Origin of the sequence: Pseudomonas sp. TWI929 (assembly GCF_039673335.1) — a bacterium.
Lineage (GTDB): Bacteria > Pseudomonadota > Gammaproteobacteria > Pseudomonadales > Pseudomonadaceae > Aquipseudomonas.
Genome location: NZ_JBDJLK010000183.1, coordinates 1 through 734 on the forward strand (window position 1 = coordinate 1; position 734 = coordinate 734).

The 734-nt window shown below is 63.2% G+C and carries 1 protein-coding gene; it reads left to right on the top strand.

From position 1 onward, the window contains the following. Nucleotides 1-734, top strand: a 734-nt coding sequence (locus tag ABE456_RS28460) for a thiamine pyrophosphate-dependent enzyme (protein ID WP_346646904.1), incomplete at both ends; no start/stop codon positions are given.

A 734-nucleotide genomic window follows, 5' to 3' on the forward strand; every position in this document is an offset into this window, starting at 1 on the left:
GTGCACCGCGCCGTCGAAGCCGCCGACCTGATCGTCAACATCGGTCACGATGTGATCGAGAAGCCGCCTTTCTTCATGGTTCGTGGCGGCACCGAAGTCATCCACATCAACTTCCGCTCCGCCGAAGTCGATGCCGTGTACTTCCCGCAAGTGGAAGTGATCGGCGACATCGCCAACGCCGTGTGGCAGATCGGCGAAGCCCTGACCGAGACCTCGCACTGGGACTTCACCCGCCTGATGGCCATCCGTGAAGCCAACGAAGCACAGATCGCCGAAGGCGCCGACGACAACCGCTTCCCGGTCTACCCGCAGCGCATGGTCGCCGACATCCGTCGCGTACTGCCGTCCGAAGGCATCGTGGCCCTGGACAACGGCATCTACAAGATCTGGTTCGCCCGTAACTACAAGGCGCACAAGCCGAACACCGTGCTGCTGGACAACGCCCTGGCGACCATGGGCGCCGGCCTGCCATCGGCCATGGCCGCGCACCTGGTGCACCCGGACCGCCCGGTGATTTCCGTGTGCGGCGACGGCGGCTTCATGATGAACAGCCAGGAACTGGAAACTGCAGTTCGTCTGGGCATGCACATCACCGTGGTGATCCTGCGTGACGACGGCTACGGCATGATCCGCTGGAAGCAGGCCAACATGGGCTTCACCGATTTCGGCCTGGACTACGGCAACCCGGACTTCGTCAAGTACGCCGAAGCCTACGGTGCCAATGGCCACCGCGT